Origin of the sequence: Mesorhizobium sp. BAC0120 (assembly GCF_033542235.1) — a bacterium.
Classification (GTDB): Bacteria; Pseudomonadota; Alphaproteobacteria; order Rhizobiales; family Rhizobiaceae; genus JAWRCU01.
On sequence record NZ_JAWRCU010000003.1, the window covers coordinates 514,763 to 535,620 of the forward strand.

General features: G+C 64.2%; 21 protein-coding genes and 1 riboswitch. Of the genes, 12 read left to right on the forward strand and 9 right to left on the reverse strand.

Annotation, left to right across the window (positions count from 1 at the left end; all coding sequences use genetic code 11):
• Positions 1-61: 61 nt before the first annotated feature.
• Entirely contained in the window at positions 62-1,057 is a 996-nt protein-coding gene (gene thiB / locus SAZ10_RS09345) for a thiamine ABC transporter substrate binding subunit (protein ID WP_318608928.1), read from the reverse strand.
• Positions 1,058-1,096: 39 nt separating this feature from the next.
• Positions 1,097-1,219, reverse strand: a riboswitch (TPP riboswitch).
• 101 nt (positions 1,220-1,320) lie between these two features.
• On the opposite strand from thiB, the gene SAZ10_RS09350 reads away from it, so the two are divergent.
• Both SAZ10_RS09350 and SAZ10_RS09355 read left to right on the forward strand, forming a co-directional pair.
• Positions 1,321-1,965, forward strand: a complete 645-nt coding sequence (locus tag SAZ10_RS09350; protein ID WP_318608929.1) for a thiamine diphosphokinase — start codon at positions 1,321-1,323, stop codon at positions 1,963-1,965.
• Positions 1,966-1,967: 2 nt separating this feature from the next.
• Positions 1,968-3,785 (forward strand): ABC-F family ATP-binding cassette domain-containing protein, encoded by a 1,818-nt coding sequence (locus tag SAZ10_RS09355; protein ID WP_318608930.1) that lies wholly within the window; start codon positions 1,968-1,970, stop codon positions 3,783-3,785.
• Between the two features lie 210 nt (positions 3,786-3,995).
• On the opposite strand, the gene SAZ10_RS09360 is transcribed toward SAZ10_RS09355, so the two are convergent.
• The 3 genes from SAZ10_RS09360 to leuB form a co-directional block, all read right to left on the reverse strand.
• Positions 3,996-5,573, reverse strand: a complete 1,578-nt coding sequence (locus SAZ10_RS09360; RefSeq protein ID WP_318608931.1) for an alkaline phosphatase — start codon at positions 5,571-5,573, stop codon at positions 3,996-3,998.
• Between the two features lie 270 nt (positions 5,574-5,843).
• Positions 5,844-6,338, reverse strand: a complete 495-nt coding sequence (locus SAZ10_RS09365; protein ID WP_318608932.1) for a GNAT family N-acetyltransferase — start codon at positions 6,336-6,338, stop codon at positions 5,844-5,846.
• Positions 6,335-7,447, reverse strand: a complete 1,113-nt coding sequence (leuB, locus tag SAZ10_RS09370) for a 3-isopropylmalate dehydrogenase (protein ID WP_318608933.1) — start codon at positions 7,445-7,447, stop codon at positions 6,335-6,337. The genes SAZ10_RS09365 and leuB overlap by 4 nt, the downstream gene beginning before the upstream one ends.
• A 150-nt stretch (positions 7,448-7,597) precedes the next feature.
• Between leuB and SAZ10_RS09375 the strand changes: the two genes are divergently transcribed.
• The 3 genes from SAZ10_RS09375 to SAZ10_RS09385 are packed head-to-tail and all read left to right on the forward strand — an operon-like array spanning position 7,598 to position 8,477.
• The gene (locus tag SAZ10_RS09375; protein WP_318608934.1) at positions 7,598-7,828 is read left to right on the forward strand and encodes a type II toxin-antitoxin system VapB family antitoxin; all 231 of its coding nucleotides are present in this window, start codon (positions 7,598-7,600) and stop codon (positions 7,826-7,828) included.
• Positions 7,829-7,878: 50 nt separating this feature from the next.
• On the forward strand, positions 7,879-8,091 hold the full coding sequence (locus SAZ10_RS09380; RefSeq protein WP_318608935.1) for a type II toxin-antitoxin system VapB family antitoxin: 213 nt from the start codon (positions 7,879-7,881) through the stop codon (positions 8,089-8,091).
• Complete coding sequence (locus tag SAZ10_RS09385; protein WP_318608936.1) at positions 8,088-8,477, forward strand: PIN domain nuclease; 390 nt, start codon at positions 8,088-8,090, stop codon at positions 8,475-8,477. The genes SAZ10_RS09380 and SAZ10_RS09385 overlap by 4 nt, the downstream gene beginning before the upstream one ends.
• A gap of 10 nt (positions 8,478-8,487) precedes the next feature.
• Here the strand turns inward: SAZ10_RS09385 and SAZ10_RS09390 are convergent, their stop codons facing one another.
• The 3 genes from SAZ10_RS09390 to leuD all read right to left on the reverse strand — a co-directional run bounded on the left by SAZ10_RS09390 (position 8,488) and on the right by leuD (position 10,404).
• Positions 8,488-8,871: a RidA family protein gene (locus SAZ10_RS09390; protein ID WP_318608937.1), complete on the reverse strand. Its 384-nt coding sequence runs from the start codon at positions 8,869-8,871 to the stop codon at positions 8,488-8,490.
• A gap of 1 nt (position 8,872) precedes the next feature.
• Positions 8,873-9,706: a hypothetical protein gene (locus SAZ10_RS09395; RefSeq protein WP_318608938.1), complete on the reverse strand. Its 834-nt coding sequence runs from the start codon at positions 9,704-9,706 to the stop codon at positions 8,873-8,875.
• Between the two features lie 92 nt (positions 9,707-9,798).
• A complete protein-coding gene (gene leuD, locus SAZ10_RS09400) occupies positions 9,799-10,404 on the reverse strand; it encodes a 3-isopropylmalate dehydratase small subunit (RefSeq protein ID WP_318608939.1) in 606 nt (201 codons plus the stop codon).
• Between the two features lie 181 nt (positions 10,405-10,585).
• On the opposite strand from leuD, the gene SAZ10_RS09405 reads away from it, so the two are divergent.
• On the forward strand, positions 10,586-10,969 hold the full coding sequence (locus SAZ10_RS09405; RefSeq protein WP_318608940.1) for a transposase: 384 nt from the start codon (positions 10,586-10,588) through the stop codon (positions 10,967-10,969).
• 23 nt (positions 10,970-10,992) lie between these two features.
• On the forward strand, positions 10,993-11,847 hold the full coding sequence (locus tag SAZ10_RS09410; protein ID WP_318608941.1) for an IS3 family transposase: 855 nt from the start codon (positions 10,993-10,995) through the stop codon (positions 11,845-11,847).
• A 110-nt stretch (positions 11,848-11,957) separates the two neighbouring features.
• On the opposite strand, the gene SAZ10_RS09415 is transcribed toward SAZ10_RS09410, so the two are convergent.
• Positions 11,958-13,124, reverse strand: coding sequence for an FAD-binding oxidoreductase (locus SAZ10_RS09415; RefSeq protein WP_318608942.1), 1,167 nt, complete (start codon positions 13,122-13,124; stop codon positions 11,958-11,960).
• 121 nt (positions 13,125-13,245) lie between these two features.
• On the opposite strand from SAZ10_RS09415, the gene SAZ10_RS09420 reads away from it, so the two are divergent.
• Entirely contained in the window at positions 13,246-14,130 is an 885-nt protein-coding gene (locus SAZ10_RS09420; protein WP_318608944.1) for a CoA ester lyase, read from the forward strand.
• A complete protein-coding gene (locus SAZ10_RS09425) occupies positions 14,127-14,333 on the forward strand; it encodes a DUF1737 domain-containing protein (RefSeq protein ID WP_318608945.1) in 207 nt (68 codons plus the stop codon). The genes SAZ10_RS09420 and SAZ10_RS09425 overlap by 4 nt, the downstream gene beginning before the upstream one ends.
• 7 nt (positions 14,334-14,340) lie before the next feature.
• On the opposite strand, the gene SAZ10_RS09430 is transcribed toward SAZ10_RS09425, so the two are convergent.
• Positions 14,341-14,763, reverse strand: a complete 423-nt coding sequence (locus tag SAZ10_RS09430) for a metallopeptidase family protein (protein ID WP_318608946.1) — start codon at positions 14,761-14,763, stop codon at positions 14,341-14,343.
• A 246-nt stretch (positions 14,764-15,009) separates the two neighbouring features.
• On the opposite strand from SAZ10_RS09430, the gene SAZ10_RS09435 reads away from it, so the two are divergent.
• Genes SAZ10_RS09435 through SAZ10_RS09445 form a run of 3 tightly spaced genes read left to right on the forward strand, consistent with a single transcriptional unit; the run spans position 15,010 to position 20,745 of the window.
• Positions 15,010-16,017, forward strand: coding sequence for a hypothetical protein (locus tag SAZ10_RS09435; RefSeq protein WP_318608947.1), 1,008 nt, complete (start codon positions 15,010-15,012; stop codon positions 16,015-16,017).
• Positions 15,977-17,392, forward strand: a complete 1,416-nt coding sequence (locus tag SAZ10_RS09440) for a DNA polymerase Y family protein (RefSeq protein ID WP_318609127.1) — start codon at positions 15,977-15,979, stop codon at positions 17,390-17,392. The genes SAZ10_RS09435 and SAZ10_RS09440 overlap by 41 nt, the downstream gene beginning before the upstream one ends.
• Positions 17,389-20,745, forward strand: a complete 3,357-nt coding sequence (locus SAZ10_RS09445; protein ID WP_318608948.1) for an error-prone DNA polymerase — start codon at positions 17,389-17,391, stop codon at positions 20,743-20,745. The genes SAZ10_RS09440 and SAZ10_RS09445 overlap by 4 nt, the downstream gene beginning before the upstream one ends.
• Positions 20,746-20,858 lie beyond the last annotated feature (113 nt).

Consider the following 20,858-nt stretch of genomic DNA (forward strand, 5'->3'; position numbering starts at 1 on the left):
GGCAGGACAGAGGGGGGCGCGACAGGGCGCGGACCATGCAAGGATCGCCTCTATCGGCCCGTCACTCCCCCATCGCCTTCAGCCACTCCTCCACCCACGCCTTGCGATTGGCCGCGACCTCTTCCGGGCTGAAGATCAGCGTCTTTGCAGGCTTCACGAGCTTGTCGAAAGCCGGGTTGAGCGGCTTGTCCGTCCTGGCGGCCGGGAACATCCAGTTGGTCTCCGGAATCACGTCCTGGAAGGCAGGCTTGGTCATGAAGGCCAGGAACTTCTGCGCAAGCGGGTTTCTTGCGCCATTCACGGTCTGTGCGGCGACTTCGATCTGCAGATAATGGCCTTCGGCAAAGGGTGCCGCCTGGTAGCGTTCCGTGTTCTCGGCGATCATGTGGTAGGCGGGCGAGGTCGTGTAGGAGAGCACCATCTGCGCCTCGCCCTTGGTGAACAGGCCATAGGCCTCGCTCCAGCCCGGCGTGACGGTGAGCACGCGCTTCTTCAGCTTGCCCCAGGCCTCGGCCGCTTTGTCGCCGTAGACGGCCTTCATCCAGAGCACCAAGCCGAGACCCGGTGTCGAGGTGCGCGGATCCTGGATGGCGATCTTGACGTTCGGGTCGCCGTCGACCAGCTCGGCGAGGCTCTTCGGCGGCGTAGACACCTTCTCGGTGTCGTAGATCACCGCGAAATAGCCGTAGTCGAAGGGAACGAAGGTGTCGTCTTTCCACCCGCCCGGCACGGTGAGCGCCGATTCGTCGACGCCGGCCGGCGCGAACAGCCCGGTCGCCTTCGCTTCGGCAGTGAGGTTCGTGTCGAGGCCGAGCACGATATCCGCCTTGGTCGATGCGCCTTCGAGTTTGACGCGATTGAGCAACGCGACGCCGTCGGCCACCGACACGAATTTGAAGTCGCAGCCGCATTCTGCCTCGAAGGCCTTCTCGACCTGCGGCCCGGGGCCCCATTCCGCGGTGAAGCTCTCATAGGTATAGACGGTGAGCGTATCTGCACGCGCGGCCGCAGCCGGCGCAACAAAGATCGCGAGCAGAGAGAGAAGCAATTTGCGCATCGGCGCCTCCTTGTGTCGGTTGCAAGGGAATTGAGGCGCTGTCAGCGAGCGTCTAATCCCTCCGCCGGTATGAGCCGGATCAGGTTCAGCGGGTTGGCCGGGTTCCCCCAATACTGCCTCTCAGCCGGCGCGGATCTCGCGACGGCACCCCGTTAGAGCGCGGGTAGATTTAGATCGGAGCCGGCGAACAAGCAAGCCGGCTGGCAAGTAGAGGTCGCTCCCGGCTTTCGCTTGGCTGTGGCAGCGTGCTAGAGGCCGCCGCTATGAGCCGCTTTCTGATCCTGCTCGGCGGAGATCTCGTCCGCACCCCGCGCCTCGATGGGCAGATTGCCGGCGCGCGCGTCGTCGCAGCCGATAGCGGGATGCGCCATGCCGGGGCGCTCGACGTCGTGCCGGAGCTGTGGAGCGGCGATTTCGACTCGGTGCCGGACGGGCTGGCCGCGGCCTGGGCAGAGGTGCCGCGCGAGACCTTCCCGGCCGAGAAGGACAGGACCGACGGCGAGCTCGCCGTCGAGGCTGCCATGGCAAGGGGCGCGACCTCCTTCGTGCTTGCCGGCGCCTTCGGCGGCCCGCGCGCCGACCATGCATATCTGCATCTGGCGCTGGCGCTGAAGCTCGCCGAGCAAGGTTTCCCGACGATTCTCACCGACGGCAGGCAGGAGGGACGGCCGCTGCTCACTGGCGCTACGGAGTTCGACTACTCACCCGGAACGCTGTTCAGCATCATCGGCTTTTCGGACCTCTCCGGCCTGTCGGTGGCCGGTGCCCGCTGGCCGCTTGACCGCATCGCAATGCCGTTCGGCTCGTCCCTCACGATCTCGAACGAGGTCACCGGCAAGCTCGGCATCGAGCTGCAAGGCGGCCGGGCGATGCTTATTGCGCATCCATTTCCGGGCACCACATTCTGATCATGGCTCCACCGCTCCTGAAGCTCGACAATATCGGCCTCACCTTCGGCGGCGCGCCATTGCTTGACGGTGCATCGCTGCAGGTTGAGCCTCGCGACCGCATAGCGCTCGTCGGCCGCAACGGCTCCGGCAAATCGACGCTGCTCAAGATCGCTGCCGGCCTCGTCGAGCCGCAGGAGGGCGAGGTGTTCCGCCATCCCTCGGTGACCGTGCGCTACTTGCCGCAGGAGCCGGACTTCGAAGGATTTGCGACTGTCCGCGCCTATGTCGAGGCCGGCCTCGGCCCTTCCGACGATCCGCACCGCGCGACCTATCTGCTCGACCATGTCGGTCTGACCGGCGATGAGAACCCGGCAACGCTCTCGGGGGGCGAAGCGCGGCGCGCCGCGCTTGCGCGCGTGCTGGCACCCCAGCCGGATATCTTGCTGCTCGACGAACCGACCAACCATCTTGACCTTTCGACCATCGAATGGCTGGAGGACGAGCTCAATCGCTCTTCGTCGGCGCTGATCCTGATCTCGCACGACCGACGCTTCCTGGAACGGGTATCGCGCGCGACCATCTGGCTCGACCGCGGGCAGACGCGGCGGCTCGACAAGGGTTTTGCCCATTTCGAAGCCTGGCGCGACGCCATGCTGGAGGAGGAAGAACGCGAGCTGCACAAGCTCGGCCGCCAGATCGTGCGCGAGGAGCATTGGCTGCGCTACGGCGTGACGGCCCGCCGCAAGCGCAACATGCGCCGGCTCGGCGACCTCCAGGCGATGCGCCAGCGCTTCCATAGCCATCGCGGCACGGAGGGTGTGGTTGCAATGGCAGCCAGCGAAGCCCCAGAATCCGGCAAGCTCGTCATCGAGGCGAAGAATGTCTCGAAATCCTATGGCGAGCTCACCGTGGTCGAGGACTTCTCGACCCGCATTCAGCGCGGCGACCGCATTGGCCTTGTCGGACCGAACGGCGCCGGCAAGACGACGCTCCTGAAGCTGCTCACCGGTGCGCTTCAGCCGGACGAAGGCACGATCAGGCTCGGCACCAATCTCGAAATCGCGACGCTCGACCAGAAGCGCCGCTTCGATCCCGACGAAACGCTGGCGCATTTCCTGACCGACGGTCGTGGAGAGACAGTCGTCGTCAACGGCGAGGAGCGTCACGTCGTCTCCTATATGAAGGACTTCCTGTTCAAGCCGGAACAGGCGCGCACGCCGGTGCGCGAACTGTCGGGCGGCGAGCGGGCACGGCTCATCCTGGCGCGCGTGCTGTCCAGGCCTGCGAACCTTCTGGTGCTCGACGAGCCGACCAACGACCTCGACATGGAAACGCTCGACCTCTTGCAGGAGCTGGTCGCGGGCTTTCCCGGCACCGTGCTGCTCGTCAGCCACGACCGCGACTTTCTCGACCGGACGGTAACCAGCGTGCTTGCGCCCGACGGCGGCGGGCGCTGGATCGAATATGCCGGCGGCTATTCCGACATGCTGGCCCAGCGCGGCGGTGCACGGCTCGACGAGCGCAAGGTGCGGGCGCGGGCGGCCCAGCCCTCCGATGCTGCCGTAAAGCCAGCGGCGGCGGAACCATCGCGCGCGACGGCGAAGAAGCTCTCCTACAAGCAGAAATTCGCGCTGGAATCTCTGCCGAAGAAGATGGAGGAGGCAGCCGATCGCATCGCCGCCCTCGAAAAGAAGCTCACGGATCCGGCCCTCTTCTCCAGGGATGCCGCCGCCTTCAACAAGACGGCAACTGAGCTGGAGAAGGAGCGCGCCGCACTCGCCGCCATGGAGGAAGAATGGCTGGAGCTCGAGATGCTGCGCGAGGAAATCGAGGGGTGATTTCGGTTCGGGACGTGCTGCTGTTACGGCGTTCCGCAACTCGCTTGACGCTGGCGCTGCCCCTCACCCTTACCCTCTCCCCGTAAGGACGGGGAGAGGGGGGCGGCAACGTCTCAGAATCCCCTCTCCCCGTTTTCCACGGTTTTCCACGGGGAGAGGGTGAGGGTGAGGGGCGGCGCCAACCCAAGAGCAGAACGCGCCAGCCAACCCTCACGCGGCCCGCACCGGGTCGAGCGTGATCTTGTAGAGCTCGTTGTCGTCGCGATCCATCAGGCGGACCGTCAGCTGCTCGGTCTGTCCGTCGATGTCGACGAGGCCGAAGAACTGCAGCCCGGCCGAGGGCGGCAGGTTCTGGCCCTGCTCGGCGGTCGGCGCCTTCACGAACTTCACTTCCGGGCCGAAGGTCATGTCGAGATCGTTCGGGCCGAAGGTGCCGGCATGCAGCGGGCCGGACACGAATTCCCAGAACGGCGTGAAATCCTGGAACTGCGCCTTGTCCGGATTGTAGTAATGCGCGGCCGTATAGTGCACGTCCGCGGTCAGCCACACCGTATTATCGATGCCGGCATTCTTGATGAAGCGGAGCAGGTCGGCGAACTCGAGCTCACGGCCCTTGGCCGGGCCGTTGTCGGCATTGGCGACGGCTTCCGAGCCCTTCTTCAGGTTGCCATCATCCCAGACGACAAGGCCAAGCGGCATATCGGCCGCGATAATCTTCCAGGTCGCGGTCGACTTGGCCAGCTCGCGCTTCAGCCACTTCGACTGTTGCTCACCAATCATGCGCGACTGCGGCGTGAGCGTGTCCTCCAGGTTCGCGCCGTTAGGACCACGATAGGAGCGCATGTCGAGGAAGAACACGTCGAGCAGCGGGCCGTGGGAGATCTTGCGGTACACCCGGCCGGGCTCGGCAGGCTGGTAGCGGATCGTCGTCATCTCCTGGAAGGCGCGGGAAGCGCGCGCCGAAAGGATATGGATCGACTTCTCCGTGTAGCGGTCGTCCTTCGAGAGGTCCTTCGAATCCGACCAGTTGTTGACCACCTCGTGGTCGTCCCACTGGTAGAAGGTCGGACAGATGGCGGCGAGCGCCTGCACGTTCTTGTCCATCAGATTGTACTTCCACTGGGCGCGATACTCGTCCAGCGTCTCGGCGACCTTGCGCTTCTCGTCGACAAGAATGATGTTCTTCCACTTGCTGCCGTCCGGCAGATCGACCTCATCCTTCATCGGACCGTCAGCATAGATCGTGTCGCCAGAATGCAGGAAGAAATCCGGCGTGTGCCTGGCGATCGTCGCGTAGGTCTTCATCCCCGTCTCGTCTATGCCCCAGCCTTGACCAGCGGTGTCGCCCGACCAGGCGAAGCGGATGCTGCGCTTCGAGGAGGGCGCGGTACGGAAGCGGCCGACGATCGGCTCGGACACCACATTGATGTCGGCAAGATCGGCGGCGATCATGCGGTAGAAGATGTCCTGATCGGCGGGCAGCTCCTCGACGAGCCGTTTCACCGTGAAGTCGCTCGCCGGGGTGGTGTCGAGCGGCGCCAGCCTGGTCGCATTGGCGAAGTTCTCCGTCGTCGCGACTTCGAACATGACGCGGGCCGGTCGATCGGTGCGCGTCCAGACCATCCCGCTCGCCGCGTCGACGTCGCCCGACTGCACGCCATGCGTGAAGGCGGGACGTTGGTTGGCGCGCGAATAGTAGGGAAGCGCTAGTCCCGATGCGCCGACAAGCCCGGCAGCACCTGCCGTCACGACGAAAGTGCGGCGGCTAAGGGAAGAAAACCTGTTCATCGCTGTCTCCTCGATGGCTGGAACGAGGACGCAACCTTCAACCTTTCTGTTGCAGCGCCATTGCGGCCGGATGAAACTTTGCTGACGGTTTTATGACACTGTCAGCCGTGGAGATCGCGGCTCGGCAGAGATCACGGAAAGCTCGACACGCTACGTTGCCCCCCTCTGTCCCGCCAGTCTTGCCGTAAAAGGGATCCCGCATACGTTTTGCCAAACGCTGACCACCCTCGTCTTCGAAACACACCGGATGGGCACGGGTGACTTGCAGAATCAGGACTCGAAGGCCTCCCCAGCGAGCTTTCGCAAGCCCTCGGTGTCGAAGCGCAGGAAGACCTTCTGGTCGTGCCGCTTGGCGCCGAGCCGGTCGTAGAACCGGATCGCGCCTTCGTTCCTGCCCCCGGTCGTAAGATCAATGCGGCCGATGCCCTTGGCGAGGCAATGCCCGGCGAGGAATTTCAGGAGTGCCCGGCCGATGCCGGCCGAGCGGTGTCCGTCCCGCACGAACAGGTCCTTGAGGAAGAGCAAGCGCTGCAGGTCGACGCCGGGATGGGCGATGGCGACCGAGGCGAGGCCGGCGACCTCGCCGCCCCGCCAGGCAAGCGCGAAATGGGGATAGGCCGGGCTTTCGTCCGCAAGCCAGCGCCGAACCGCTGATATGGCCATGGCCTGCGGCAGAGGCGCCTGCCGATAGTGTAGGGCCATCTCACGCAGGATCAGCGCCAGGTCCGCGGCGTCCGAAACTGTCGCCCAGCGCGTCTCGGTCACCGCGGCAACGACCGGAACCTCTCGATGATGGCGTCGCCCATCGCGCCGGTCCCGACTTCCTTCATGCCGGCCGACGTGATGTCCTTCGTGCGATAGCCCTCGTCGAGCACGGCGGCGATCGCAGCTTCGAGCCGGTCCGCCTCGGCGACCATGTTGAAGGAATAGCGCAGGCACATCGCGAATGAGGCGATCATGGCGATCGGGTTGGCGATGCCTTTGCCCGCAATGTCGGGCGCCGAGCCGTGCACCGGCTCGTAAAGCGCCTTGCGCTTGCCGGTCCGGGCATCCGGCGCGCCGAGCGAGGCGGAGGGCAGCATGCCCAGCGAGCCCGTGAGCATCGCTGCGACGTCGGACAGCATGTCGCCGAACAGATTGTCGGTGACGATCACGTCGAACTGCTTCGGCCAGCGCACGAGCTGCATGCCGCCGGCATCCGCCAGCATGTGGTCGAGCTTCACGTCGGAATATTTGGCTTGATGGGTCTGCGTCACCACCTCGTTCCACAAGACGCCGGACTTCATGACGTTGCGCTTTTCCATCGAGGTGACGTGGTTCTTGCGTGTGCGGGCAAGCTCGAAGGCGACGCCGGAGATGCGCTCGATCTCGAACGTGTCGTAGACCTGCGTGTCGATGCCGCGCTTCTGGCCATTCCCGAGGTCGATGATTTCCTTGGGCTCGCCGAAATAGACGCCGCCGGTGAGCTCGCGCACGATCAAAATGTCGAGGCCTTCGACGACCTCCTTCTTCAGCGAGGAGGACTCGGCCAGCGCCGGGTAACAGATCGCCGGACGAAGGTTGGCGAAAAGCTGCATGTCCTTCCTGAGCCGCAGCAAACCGGCCTCGGGCCGGACCTCATAGGGCACCTTGTCCCATTTCGGCCCGCCGACGGCGCCGAACAGCACTGCATCGGCCGCGAGCGCCTTGCTCATGTCCTCTTCCGAGATCGCCTTGCCATGCGCGTCATAGGCCGAGCCGCCGACCAGCCCTTCCTCGGTCTCGAAGCCGGCGCCGAGTTCGGCATTCATCACGGCGATAAGCTTCTTCACCTCGGCCATGGCCTCCGGCCCGATGCCGTCGCCGGGGAGAAGGAGGAGTTTCTTCGAAGCCATCGCTTATGCCTTTCACGGGAAGTTCGGGATGCGGTTTGCTAGCGGGAGCGGGGGCAGGACGCAAGGTGATGCAGAGGCAAACGGAAGGGCAGCTTGATTGGTAAAGGCCTGATGTGTACATTTCGAGAAATTCATACACATGAGACACGGATGCGCACCAACATCAACATCGATGACGCGCTTCTTAAAGAGGCCATGCAAGCAACAGGACTCACCACCAAGAAGGCGACGGTCGAGGAGGCTCTGAAACGCATCGTCCGGGCCTCGCGTCAGCGGAAGGCCTTGGAGGAATTGCAGGGCATTGGCTGGGAAGGCGATCTCGATGAGATGCGCAGCGACTGGACGCCGGATGTCGACTGGGGCTTGCGAGACGAGAAGTGATGTTGCCTACGGCTATCAAGCGCTCCAGCCGGACACATCGGAGAACATATATGCGAACAAATATCGAGATTGACGACACGCTTCTCCAAGAGGCGATGAAATTCAGCGGACAGAAGACCAAGAAGGGTGTGGTGGAAGAAGCCCTTCGGAAATATGTACGCTTGGCCAGGCAGAAGGAAGCCTTGGAAGCCATTCAGGGTATGGGTTGGGAAGGCGATCTCGATAAGATGAGAGAAGGCCGGTTTTTCGACGACATAAAATGATCGTCGTCGATAGCTCAGTCTGGATCGCCAAATTGCGAAACGTCTCTAATGCAGCAACCGAAAGATTCAACGCAATCAGAGATACCGACGAAATAATTGTCGGCGACATTGTGCTCCTGGAAGTGCTTCAAGGTGCACGAGACGATCGGGATGCTGCACGGCTAGAATATTACTTGCGTTCCTTTCGCATTGCTCGGATGATGGATCCCGAGTTGGCTGTGCGTACCGCAGAGAGTTTTCGGCAACTCAGATCAAAAGGCATTACAATCAGGAAGACCGTGGACCTGGCGATCGGGACATTCTGCATCGATCGCGGCTATAGGCTTCTACATAATGACCGCGATTTCAGTCCAATGGTCGAACATCTCGGTCTGCGAGTGACCTAAAAGTTGGTGGTCAGGCCGTCCGCCGCTTCGCCGTCACCTCGATCTCGATCTTCATCTCGGGCTTGTTCAGTTGGCAGACGATCATCGTCGCGGCCGGGCGGATCTCGCCGAAGGCTTCGCCCAGGATTGGAAACACCAGGTCCACATAGTCCCGGTCGGTGACGTAATAATGCGCCCGCACCACGTCGGCCATCGCGAAGCCGCCCTCTACCAGGGCCCTTGCGATGGTGGCGAGGCAGTTGCGCGTCTGCGCTTCGACGCTCTCCGGCATGGTCATGGTCGCGTAGTCGTAGCCGGTCGTGCCGGAGACGAAGCACCAGTCGCCGTCGACCACGGCGCGCGAGTAGCCTGCGGTCTTCTCGAAAGGCGAGCCGGTCGAGATCAGCTTGCGCATCTCACTGTTGCCCCATTGACGATTTCATCGCTTCCTTGACCTCGGCCGGCCAGGTATTGATCTCGGGCCATCCGGACGGTTCCGGATTGTCGCCCTCCTGCGCGAAATAGAGCTTCTGGCCATGCGGATCGACGGCCATGAAGGCATCCGCGCTGCCGCAGGCATGCGGAACGCAGCCGCTCGCATAGAAGATGCCCGAGGCCGTCGTCTCTGGGCTGCCGCCGACGGAAAGCCCGGTGGCGACGTCGGTCAGCTTGTCGCCGAGCAGCTTCTTCGAGGCTTCGTACACCGCTTCGTTCTTGAAGGAACCGATGATGTTCTCGAATTTGGAGGGATCGAGATCCTGCCAGCCCGTGCCGGGCTGCGGCGCGTATGTGATCGTGCCGGCGACCTCGAGTCCTGTGTCCGGCGACCAGACCTGCACCGCCTCGGACTCGCCGGGCAAGAGATATGGCACGAAATAGATGCTGTTGCCGGTGACGGCGGCCGGAGGCGCGCCACAATCTTCGCCGACTGTCGCGGTCTCGACCTCGCCGCCTTGCGGCTTCCAGACCATGACCTCGGCCGGCCCGCACTGGTTGCCCCCGTCGCCGACCGCGAACAGCGCCACCTTCACGCCGTTCAGCTCGACGATCTTGTCGAAGTAGACGACATAGTTGCGTGCCAGTTCCTCGCCGTTGAAGGCCAGCACCTTGTCGAGATCCTCCGTCTCGGTGATCGTAAGCGAACCGCCTTCGAAGGGGATAGGCGGCTGCGGCGCGTCCTGCGCAAGCGCAAAGCCGCCGCCCGCAAGCCAGATGAAAAGCGCAGACGACAATCTGGAAGCGAGCGTCATTCAGGCCCCTCCTGCAAAATGCCACATCGCAAACTCGCCTGGCACGGGCGATGCTCGCCTGCTCCGCGCAGGCGAGGAACTCCCGGCAGCGCTCAGGCCCAGGGCCGGCTTTCGGCGGTCCGCTTCTCGAAATCGTCGATGGCCGGCGCCTTCTCCATTGTGAGCCCGATATCGTCGAGGCCGTTCAGGAGGCAGTGGCGGCGGAACTCGTCGAGGTCGAACTTGACCACGCCGCCGTCCGGCCCACGGATCTCCTTGGCTTCGAGATCGACCGTGATCGTCGCATTGGCGCCGCGCGAGGCGTCGTCCATCAGCTTTTCGAGATCCTCGGGGCTGACCGTGACCGGCAGAATGCCGTTCTTGAAGCAGTTGTTGTAGAAGATGTCGGCGAAAGAGGTCGAAATCACGCAGCGAATGCCGAAATCGAGCAGCGCCCAGGGCGCATGCTCGCGGCTCGAGCCGCAGCCGAAATTGTCGCCGGCGACCAGGATCTGCGCATTGCGGTAGGCCGGCTTGTTGAGCACGAAATCCGGGTTCTCCGCGCCGTCATCAAGGTAGCGCATCTCGGCGAAAAGCCCTTTGCCGAGCCCGGTGCGCTTGATCGTCTTCAGATAATCCTTGGGAATGATCATGTCGGTATCGACATTGACGATCGGCAAGGCTGCGGCGACGCCGGTCAGCTTGGTGAACTTTTCCATGGCTAGAGCCCGTCTTCTGGTTGCTTGCAGGCCATCGCTTTACAGGAACCGTCGGCGGGACGCAAAGGGCCATGTATCGAGTGGGCTCAGGGGACAGTTTACTTATTTCGGCAAGAGATCACTGTGGAGTGCCCCCCAAAACTGAGACAAGGGTATAAGTGACAGTCCTGAGAGGGGACTGATGCCCAAGAGACGACGATTTGGCCGAGAGGTGAAGCTGGCAGCCGTTGAGCGGATGCTGGCCGGTGAGAAGGTGGCAGCGCTGTCGAAAGAGCTGGGGGTGGCCTGCAAGATGCTCTATGAGTGGCGGGCCAGGTATCTGAGCGGCGGCGCTTCGGCGTTGCGGGAACCTGGCCAGCCGCGTAAGGAGCCCCAGCTTGAGCCGCCCCGCACGCCAGCCGATCTTGGGCAGGCGCAGGCCCGCATAGCCGAACTGGAGCGCAAGGTCGGCCAGCAGCAGCTGAAGCTCGATTTTTTTCGCGAAGCCTTGCGGCAAGTCAGGGAGAAGCGCCAGCCGAGCGACGGGCCTGGCGCGAGCTCGTCTACGCCTCGATCACGGCGATGACGACCCCTCGGCCGCAAGGCGGATTGAGCGTCGAAAGGATGTGCGCGCTGGCCGGCGTCAACCGGGCCGGCTACTACCGGCACTTTCAGACCTCGGCACCGCGCCAGGAGGAGACCTGCGTGCGCGATGCCATCCAGCGCGTGGCGTTGGCGAACAACCGCTCGTACGGCTATCGGCGCATCACCTGGCAGTTGCGGCGCGAAGGCCTCGTGGTGAACCACAAGCGGGTGCTGCGGCTTATGCGGGAGGACAACCTGTTGTGCCTGAGGAAGAAGCCGTTCGTGCCGGTCACGACCGCCTCCCGGCACGGTTGGCAGGTGGTGCCGAACCTGGCGCGCGGCCTCGTTGTGAGCGGTCTCGACCAGCTGTGGGTGGCCGACATCACCTATGTGCGGCTGCGCGAGGAGTTCGCCTACCTCGCCGTCGTGCTCGACGCCTTCAGCCGCCGTGTCATCGGCTGGGCCCTGGACGACCATTTGGAGGCGAGCCTGGCGGTGGCAGCGCTGACCATGGCGCTGGAGGCACGCCGTCCGCCGCCTGGAAGCCTCATCCATCACTCCGATCGCGGCGTTCAGTATGCCTGTGCCGAATACAGTGCCGTGCTCGCGGGACACGACGTCCAGGCCTCCATGAGCCGGGTCGGCAACCCCTACGACAATGCCAAGGCAGAGAGCTTCATGAAGACACTCAAGCAGGAGGAGGTCGACGGCCGCGACTATCGCGACATCGACGAGGCGCGCCAGCAGATCGGCGCCTTCATCGAGCAGATCTACAACCGCCAACGACTGCATTCGGCGCTCGGCTATCGACCGCCGGTGGAGTTCGAGGCAAACTGGCCGCCGCACGGGGCTGCTGCGCAGCAGCCTCGTGCGGCCTAAACGCTAACGCTGTCACCTATTCCCTGTCTCACAACAGGGGTGCAGTCCACTGCCCCACGTGAGCACGTACTGGCCGAAATAAGTAAACTGTCCCCGGGCGCCTCCCCTCCTCAGATCACGTTCAGTTCCCTGAATGGCCGCCGCTCGGCGATGCGCTCATAGCCGAAAGCCGAGCAGTCGATCGTGCGATAGCCGCCATGGACGACAAGCTCGGCGATGGCCCGGCCGACAGCCGGCGCCTGCTGCAGCCCGTGACCCGAGAAGCCGTTGGCGAACAACAGGTTGGAAACCTCCGGATGCGGTCCGATGACCGCGTTCTGGTCGAGCGTGTTGTAGTCGTAATGCCCGGCCCAGGCGCGGCTCATCTTGATCGCCTCGAAGGCAGGGATGCGGGTGGCGAGCGCGGGCCAGATCACTTCCTCGAAGAGCGCCCAGTCGGGCTCGAAATCCGCGGGATCGGCAGGCCCCTCGCCTTCCTCTGCTTCTGCACCACCGGTGATGTAGACCGACCCCTCGCGCCGCACATAGACGCCGCCCGGGTCCACGAGCAGCGGCAGGTCGTCGATCCTGTCGCGCGCCTCGAACACGAAGACGTTGCGCTTCCTTGGCTCGACGGGCAGTTCAAGCCGGGCAAAAGCGGCCACCTTGCCGGCGGCCGGCCCTGCGGCATTGACCACCGTGCCCGTCTCCAGCCGCTCGCCATTGTCGAGCGTCACCGCGGTGACGCGACTGCCTGCCCGCTCGATCCGGGCGACCGTTGCGGTCACGAAATCGACCTTGCCGCGCAGCGCCTTGCGAAATAGCGCAAGCAGCGCATGCGCATCGAACGACCCTTCGCCGGAGCGGCCGAAGGCGCCGGCGGCAATGCCCTCGACCGACAACCACGGGAAGCGCCGCGTGAGCGCCGCGGCATCCTCGATGACGATATCGGCGCCTTCGGCTGCCTGCACGGCGTGATTGGCCCGCAGGATCGGCAAGCCCGCCTCGCCGGCAAGGATCAGGTAGCCGGTCTCGCGGAAGGTGATGTCGGCATCCTCGCCGAACTCCTCCTTGAGGCGTCGGAACAGGCCGAGCGTGAAGGTGGAGAGCCTGATATTCTCGGGAATCGAGAATTGCTGGCGGATCGAGGCGAGCGACAGCGTGGTCGCGGAATGGGCGAAGGTCGGATCCTTCTCGATGAGCGCGACCGAGCCCGTGAACCCCTCCCGCCTGAGGTAGTAGGCCACGGCGCTGCCGACGATGGCTCCGCCGATAATGACGATGTCGTAGCGGGCCATGCGCACTCCCGAAAAAGACCGCGTTCGAGGAATCGGTGCGGACAGAACCAGTTTCGTTGGCGCGCCGCAAGGGGTTGCGCGCTCTCGTTGGCAAGGGCATGAAGGCCGCATGCAGCAAATCATGAGCCGCCCGCGCCGCTCCGTGCTCTACGTCCCGGCTTCGAACGAAAGGGCGCTGGCGAAGATCGCCACGCTTTCCTGCGACGCCGTGATTCTTGACCTGGAGGACGCGGTCGCACCCTCGGAAAAGCCCGCTGCGCGCGAAAGGCTTGCCGCCTTCATGAAATCGCGGACGGAACGTGACGACGAAACCGAGATCGCAATCCGCATCAACCCGCTCTCCGGCGAATGGGGCGCCGAAGACCTGAAGCTTGCCGGTGCGCTTGAACCCGACGCCATATTGCTCCCCAAGGTCGACACGCCGCGCGACATGCTCGAAGTGGGCGACGCGCTCGACGAAGCCTCCGTGCCGCATTCGGTGAAACTTTGGGCGATGATCGAGACGCCAAGAGCGCTGCTCAATATCGGCGCCATCGCCGAACTCGGCCGCGATGCCGCCTCGCGGCTCGCCTGCCTGGTCGCCGGAAGCAACGACATTGCCAAGGAGACCGGCATCAGAACGGGGCCGGACAGGCGCTATCTCATCCCCCTGCTGCTGCAGATCGTGGTTGCCGCCCGCGCAGGAGGGCTCGCGGCGCTCGACGGCGTGGTGAACGACTTTCGGGACGGCGAACGCCTGGCCCGCGAATGCGCCGAGGCCGCGGCGATCGGCTTCGACGGCAAAACGCTGATCCATCCCGGCCAGATCGCCGCCGCCAACGAGGCCTTCACGCCGAGCAAGGACATGCTCGACGACGCCCGTGCGATCGTCGCCGCCTTCGCTCGGCCGGAGAACACCGGCAAGGGCGTCATTGCCCTTTCCGGCAGGATGATCGAACGTTTGCATCTCGCCGAGGCCGAGACATTGCTTGCCAAGGCAGCCATGATCGAAGGACGTGACGAATGAGGCTCTACCGTTTCCTGACCGGTCCCGACGACGCCAGCTTCTGCCACAAGCTGACGGCGGCGCTGAACAAGGGCTGGCATCTCTACGGCTCGCCGACCTACAGCTACGATGGCAAGGAGCAGGCGATGCGCTGCGGCCAGGCGATCGTGAAGGATGTCGACGGGGTGGAGTACAGCCCGGACATGAAGCTCGGGGATTATTGAGGCCCGCTTACTCCACGCTCGCCTCGATGCGCTCCATGTCGTCGTCGGAGAGGCCGAAATGGTGGCCGATCTCGTGGATGAGGACATGCGCGACGATGTCGCCCAGCGTCTCCTCGTTCTCCGCCCAGTAGTCGAGGATCGCACGGCGGTAGAGCGTGATGCGGTTCGGTCCCTCGCCGGTCTGCGGGTTCCAGCGCTCGGCGATGCCGCGCCCCTCGAAGAGGCCAAGCAGGTCGAAAGGCGTCTCCAGCGACAGATCGTCCATGATCTCGTCGGTCGGGAATTCGGCGATCAGGATGACGATCTCGCCGGTGAGCTTGCGGAACTCCTCCGGCAGATGCGCATAGGTTTCGAGGGCAAGCAGCTCCATCTCCTCCATTGAGGGCGAGAGCTGGTCATCCCATCTGCGGGTTTGATAGATGCGGGCCATGTCTCCCGCCATATAGACGTTTGCTGGTTGGGTTTCGAGGCCTTTGCAATGATGAAGAACGGCCGGTGCGGCGGGGCCGTTAGCCGGTTCCGCAAAACTGTCCACGGCTAGCGATAAGAACCTGCGACGAACAGAGAACCCAGTCAGGACAGGAATAAATTCTCCGCGAATCCGCTTGACTCTCCATCGTGGCTCTGGAATCCATAGGAACATAACAGGAACAACCGAGCCGGGAAGCAGATCGACATGGCGACCACCGCCGTGGCGCGTAAGACTATTTTTACCTTGCGCCGCGAAATCGCAAAGATCGAAGGCCGGCTGCCCGAGCAGCTCGCGCCGGCCGGCAGCTCGCAGGATGCAACGGTGCTGCGTCATGGCGGTGCGGCTGAGCGCGAGGGAGCATTCATCGCGACCGGGGCGGAGAGGCTGGACCGAGCGCTCGGCGGCGGCCTTCCCAAGGCAGCGCTCACCGAGATCCATGGCTCCGAGACCCGTAATGCAGGGATGACGGCGGGGTTTTCGCTGGCGCTCGCCGGCCTGATCCTCAAGGCGGCGGGCAAGGGCCTGCCGTTGCTGTGGATCGGCTCGGCGGAGATTTTCCGGGAAGCGGGCTTTCCCTATGCGCCCGGCCTTGTCCGTCAATTCGGCATTGCCCCTCAGCATCTCCTGTTTTCCGAGGTGTCGAAGCTCACCGACCTGTTGTGGGTTGCCGAGGAGGCCGCGTCGCTTGCGGGGCTTGCCGCCGTGTTCGTCGAATTGCGCGGCAATCCCGAAAGGCTTGATCTTACCGCAACCCGGCGTCTCAACCGCCGCGCCGAGCAGGCTGGGCGGCCGGTATTCCTGATCCGCCAGGCCGCCGCAGCCGAGCCGACCGCCGCGCCCGTCCGCCTCGTCGTGGGGCCCGCGCGCGCCGCGCCGCGCCGCACCCTAGCCGGACCGCTGCCGGGATCCATCGGCGCGCCTGCCTTCTCAGTCACGATCGGCAAGAGCCGTGCCGCACCTGCGGGCGAGTTCATTGTGGAGTGGAACAGCCATGACCTCTCTCTTAGGGAAAGACGATTCGAAGAAAGCCGGGCGCAGGATGCTCGCCGTCTGGTTTCCCTATCTCGGCCCGGAGAGAATCTGGCGACAGCGCCTGGGACGGTCATGGCGTTCCCGTGGCGGGAAGAGGCCGCCGCTGGTCATCAGCCACCGCGACCAGAACACGCAGCGCATCGCGGCCCTCGACGAGCAGGCCGAGGCTCTCAAGCTTAAGCCCGGCCTCGGCATTGCCGATGCGCGCGCACGATATCCTGCGATCGACGTGGTCGAGGCCGAGCCGGAGGCCGACCGCCGTCTGCTGGAGGCTCTTGCCGACTGGTGCGATCGTTACACGCCGCTGGTCGCGATCGACGGGGCCGACGGCCTCTTCCTCGACATTGCCGGCTGCGCGCATCTCTTCGACGGCGAGGAGAGGATGCGAGAGGATCTTCTCGGTCGACTGAGGGGACAAGGGTTCGATGCGCGTGCCGGCCTGGCCTCTACGCCGGGCGCTGCCTGGGCCGCGGCGCGTTTTGGCCTGCCGCCCGTCGCGCCGGGAGACGAGGCTGCGATACTGGCGCCCTTGCCGCTCGCCGCGCTCCGCATCGACAGCGAGACACGGGACGGCCTGGAGAGCGTCGGGCTGCGCACCGTCGGATCGATTCTGGCTTCGCCGCGTGCGCCGCTTGTCCGCCGCTTCGGCAAAAGACTCATTCTTCGGCTAGACCAGGCGCTCGGCCATATCGAGGAGGCGATCTCGCCGCGCCTGCCCGTGCCGTCGCTCTCCGCCGAACGGCATTTTGCCGAGCCCATCTCCAGGACGGAAGACATCGAGCAGTTGGTGCCCATGCTCTCCGCGAGCCTCAAACAGGATCTCGAGCAGCGCGGCGAAGGCGCTCGCCGCCTGCAGCTTGCCCTGTTCAGGGTCGACGGCGCGGTGACCCGCATCGCCGTCGGCACGTCGCGGCCGATACGCGAGCCGATGCTGATCGGCAGGCTCTTCCATGAACGCCTGACGGCGCTGGCCGAGGGCATCGATGCCGGCTACGGCTTCGACCTGGTGCGGCTTGCCGTCTTGTCCGCGGCCCGCTTCGACGACGCGCAGGGCGATCTCGCCGGGGCATCGGCGGAAACCGGCGAGGCTCTCGCGCATTTTGCTGATCGCATCCGCGCCCGCCTCGGCGAGGGTGTGCTGCTGAAGGCCCTCCTTCGCGAAACCCATCTTCCCGAAGACGCAGCGCGGATGGTGCCCTTCGCCGAGCCTCCCTCCAAAGCGGCTGATGCGGAAGAAAGATTGCCCGAGAGGTTTGCTCCCCAGGAAAGGCCGATCCGGCTTTTCCGCCAGCCCGAGGCGATCGAGGTGACGGCGGAGCTTCCCGAAGGTCCTCCGGCCCGTTTCCGCTGGCGGCAGGTATCCTATCGCGTGACCAAAGCCGAAGGCCCGGAACGCATCGCCCCCGAATGGTGGCGGGAGAAACAGGCCTCTCCGACACGCGACTTCTACCGGGTCGAGGATCAGGACGGCCGCCGCTACTGGCTTTGCCGCGAGGGCTTCTACGGGGACGCGGAGGCAATGCCCCGCTGGTTCGTCCAGGGTCTCTTCGCATGACTGCGCCGGCCTATGCCGAATTCGCCGTGCAGTCGAATTTTTCGTTTCTGCGCGGCGCGTCGAAGCCTGAGGAGCTTGTCGTCACGGCCAAGCTTCTCGGCCATTCCGCGATCGGCCTCGCAGACCGCAATACGGTGGCAGGCGTCGTGCGGGCCTGGCAGCAGGCGAAGGAGGCGAAGATCGCCTATCATCCTGGCTGCCGCCTGGTCTTCTCCGACGACACGCCGGATATGCTGGCCTATCCGCAGGACCGCAAAGGCTGGGGGCATCTCTGCCGCATGCTGACCGAGGCCAATTTCCGCGACGACAGCGAAAAGGGCGATCCTATCCTCTATCGCGACGATCTCCTCAAATGGGGCGAGCGGATGTCGCTTGCCGTCCTGCCGGATTTCCGTGACGCGAGCCAGGATCTCTTGCCCCTGCTCTCCGGCCTTCGCGACCGCTTCGGCCGCAACCTGCGGCTGGCCGTTGCCCTGCTCTATGAGAGCAATGACCCCTGGCGGCTGCAGGAAGCCTCGGCCCTTGCCGCAGCGACCGGCATTCCGCTGATGGCCGTCAACGACGTCCTCTACCATGCGGCAGAACGGCGGCCCCTTCAGGATGTCGTCGCGGCCATCCGGCTCGGCATGCCTGTCCCGGAAGCCGGCTACCACCTCAGGGCCAATGCCGAGCGGCACATGAAGCCGCCGGGGGAGATGGCCCGGCTTTTCAGGCTCTTTCCGGAAGCGCTTGCCGAGACGATCCGCTTTGCCGGCGAGCTGCAATTCTCGCTGGGGGAGCTGCAATACAACTATCCCGACGAGCCGACCGAATCGGGACTCGAGCCGCAGGCCGAGCTCGAAAGGCTGACATGGGAAGGCGCCGCAAAACGCTATCCGGCAGGCGTGCCGGGCAAGGTCATGATGACCATCCAGCACGAGCTGGCGATCGTCGCCGAGCTGAACTATGCGCGCTATTTCCTGACGGTCCACGACATCATCAAATATGCCCGCTCGCAGAACATTCTTTGCCAGGGCCGGGGTTCGGCCGCCAATTCGCTCATCTGCTACTGCCTCGAGATCACCGATGTCGGGCCTGAGGTCATCGACACGCTCTTCGAACGCTTCATCTCCAAGGAACGCAACGAGCCGCCCGACATCGATGTCGATTTCGAGCATGAGCGGCGCGACGATGTCATTGAATACATCTACCGGAAGTACAGCGAGAAGCGCACGGCGCTCGCCGCTTCGGTGGTCAGTTATCGCGGCCGCTCGGCCTTGCGCGAGGTCGCCAAGGCGATGGGCCTTTCCGACGATGTCAGGACCGCGCTTACGAGCTCGATCTGGGGCTGGTCGTCATCCGAGCTCGGCGAAAGGGAGGCTGCGGCCGGCGGCCTTGCCAGGACCGATCCCGTCGCCGCGCATGTCATCGAACGCGCCAACGAGATCATGGGCTTTCCCCGACATCTGTCCCAGCATGTCGGAGGCTTCGTCATCACCAGGGACCGCCTCGACGAGATCGTGCCGATCATCAAGACGGCCATGCCCAAGCGCAAGATGGTCGAGTGGGACAAGGATGACCTCGATGCGCTGAAGATCCTCAAGGTCGATATTCTGGCGCTCGGCATGCTGACCTGCCTGCAGCGCGCTTTCAAGCTCCTGGAAAACCATTACCCCGATGCCAGGGATGATTACGGCGCGCCTTACAGGCTGGCGACTCTTCCTGCGGGGGACAGCCGCGTCTACGACATGATCTGCCGGGCCGATACGCTCGGCGTCTTTCAGATCGAATCGCGCGCCCAGATGAGCATGCTGCCGCGGCTCAGGCCGAAAAAATTCTACGATCTTGTCATCGAGGTCGCGATCGTCCGGCCCGGCCCGATCCAGGGCGACATGGTCCACCCTTACCTGCGCCGCCGTCAGGGCAAGGAGAAGGTCGATTATCCGAGCGAGGAATTGCGCAAGATCCTGGAGAGGACCCTCGGTGTGCCGCTCTTCCAGGAACAGGCGATGAAGATCGCCATCGACGCCGGCGGCTTCAGGCCTGGCGAAGCGGACCAGCTGCGGCGGGCGATGGCGACGTTCAAGCGCGTCGGCACGATCGGCAACTATCGCCAGCGAATGGTTGATGGGATGGTCTCACGCGGCTACGAGCGGGAGTTCGCCGAGCGCTGCTTCAAGCAGATCGAGGGCTTCGGCGAATATGGTTTCCCGGAAAGCCATGCCGCCTCCTTTGCCCTGCTGGTTTATGCGTCGTGCTGGTTCAAGGCTTTCTATCCCGATGTCTTCTGCGCCGCGATCTTGAACTCGCAGCCCATGGGTTTCTACCAGCCTGCGCAGTTGGTGCGGGACGCCGCCGACCACGGCGTCGAGATCAGGGAGGCTGACATCAATCTTTCCGACTGGGACTGCACGCTCGAGAAAGCCTCCTTCGATTCCGGCCGGATCATCGGGAGACATGCCGGGATGCGCGACGTCATTCGCGCGCGACACGCTGTCCGGCTTGGCTTCCGGCAGATCAAGGGACTTCCTGAGAAGCGGATGAAGGAATTCGTCGAGCGCCGCGGCGATGGCTATGAATCGGTGCGCGACGTCTGGCTGCGCTCCGGCCTCGATATCGACGAGATCGAGCGGCTCGCCCAGGCGGATGCCTTCCGCTCCATCGGTCTCAGCCGACGCTCGGCCTTGTGGGCCGTGAAGGCGCTCGACGGGAAAAACGCCGCCGAAAGTCTGCCGCTTTTCGACCAGCCGAAATCCCGTCTGCGCGATCATGAGCCCCGGACCGAGCTCCCCATCATGCCGCTCGGCGAGCACGTCATCCACGATTATCGATCGCTCGGCCTTTCGCTGAAGGCACATCCCATCGCTTTCCTGCGCCCCCGGCTCGACCGGATCGGCATAACGCCGAATGCGCGGCTGGCTCAGGTCCCGGACGGCAAGCGCGTTTCGGTGGCGGGGCTCGTGCTGGTGCGTCAGCGGCCCGGCAAGGGAAATGCCATCTTCCTGACCCTGGAGGACGAGAAATCGGTAGCCAATGTCATCGTCTGGCAGCGCAGATTCGAACGCTTCCGGCCCATCGTCATGGGTTCGAGATTCATCCGCGTCACCGGCAGGCTGCAGAAGGAATCGGATGTGATCCACATCGTCGCCGAAAGGATGGAGGATCTCACGCCCTGGCTGGCGGAGCTTTCCGAGCAGGCGCCCGAGCTCGACACTTACATCCCTGCCGACGGGGTGCGCCATGGCGGCTCGGATCCGCGCGAAAGAACCGCCGACGCGGCTTCCCGCGCCACGCCGGGAAAGGTCTTGCCGGACCGGAACGAGCTGGCGTGGCGGAACCGTGAGGCTATGCCCAAGGGTCGGAATTTCCAATGAAGCCAGGTCTACATGACGCTCCAGGGCGTGTTGAGATTCAGGTCAGGCCGAGCCGAAAATGGTGGCTTTCGAGAACCGGCGCGCAGCGTACATTCGTACGTGAGCACCGGAAG